Source organism: Oleiphilus sp. HI0125, from assembly GCF_001635355.1.
This window is the reverse complement of record NZ_LWGF01000760.1, coordinates 1-953: the sequence shown is the minus strand read 5'-3', so window position 1 is coordinate 953 and position 953 is coordinate 1. Positions and strand designations below refer to the sequence as shown.

Annotated in this window: 3 protein-coding genes; all 3 read right to left on the bottom strand. The window is 42.7% G+C overall.

The window, feature by feature from the left end; all coding sequences use genetic code 11:
• The coding region (locus A3762_RS28815; protein WP_156493417.1) for a prepilin-type N-terminal cleavage/methylation domain-containing protein at positions 1 to 113 on the bottom strand (113 nt) is incomplete at its 3' end.
• Positions 103 to 585, bottom strand: a complete 483-nt coding sequence (locus A3762_RS11985; protein WP_068753869.1) for a prepilin-type N-terminal cleavage/methylation domain-containing protein — start codon at positions 583 to 585, stop codon at positions 103 to 105. The genes A3762_RS11985 and A3762_RS28815, both read right to left, overlap by 11 nt.
• The coding region (locus A3762_RS11980; protein ID WP_231878799.1) for a hypothetical protein at positions 582 to 953 on the bottom strand (372 nt) is incomplete at its 5' end. The genes A3762_RS11985 and A3762_RS11980, both read right to left, overlap by 4 nt.

The following is a 953-nucleotide window of genomic DNA, read 5'->3' as shown; positions in this document are numbered from 1 at the left end:
GGCACACTAAACATAAATTTCAACACAGGGATCAGCATTGCAATCACCGCCGCACCAACAACGATCGCTAGCACTAGCTCGATCAACGTGACACCTTTCTGTTTAGAGAGCATTGGACTTACTCACCGGTTCACTTAACAACTTACTCATAGCCATATCAAATTCATATTTTTGGCCAGATGGCGGCATAATGGTCAAGTTTGCTAATAAACGAGAGTCCGTTAAACCCGTGCAAGGAAAAGTGATCTCGACGGAATATGATTCATAAATGTTGTTCAAACCAAGATAAAGCGAACCTGCCAACATAGGAGGTTGATGCACGATACTCACACTTTCATTTCGTGCCGTAAGCGCTTTGCACTTTTCTTCGAGGTTTTTCTTTAACTGGCTAGGTGATTGGTGATTGAGATCAGAATGATAGCTATTCGACAGCATGATGGACTGCTGTGCTTCAATGCTTTTACCGACACCCGATAAAGCAAGGCGATAAGCATAAAAAAGGCTAGAGACACTGACAGTCAAAACGAGCAAGGCAATTAAGACTTCTACTAAGGTAAACCCACTTATTGTGTTAAACGTTTTCATAGCCCACCACATTCAGACGCAGCGATCGTCTGATCTTCGATAACTTCACCATTAAGCATGATACAAATCAGCTTACTCTCTTTATCAACAGATAGCTTCAAAGGCTGAGGACGCGCAGCATCAAGCTGACCGTCTTTACGCCAAGCTAAACGAAGAGGTTTAGAAGATAACTCTCCTTCTAAGGAACGAACGGAAAAACGCTCTTTTGACTCAAAGCGAGATACATGCCGATCAGATATCAGAAGCAATATCACTGGCTTTTCTTCTAAGGCATTGAGCTCAACATAAACGCCTGCCTTATCTTGGTTAGCAAGTGCCAAGGATTGCGCCCTAGCAATATATTGATTCAAGACCTGAGTATACGAGTA

Coding starts and splice junctions, on each gene's coding strand:
- A3762_RS11985 (WP_068753869.1), bottom strand. CDS start 585: ATGAAAACGTTTAACACAATAAGTGGGTTTACCTTAGTAGAAGTCTTA.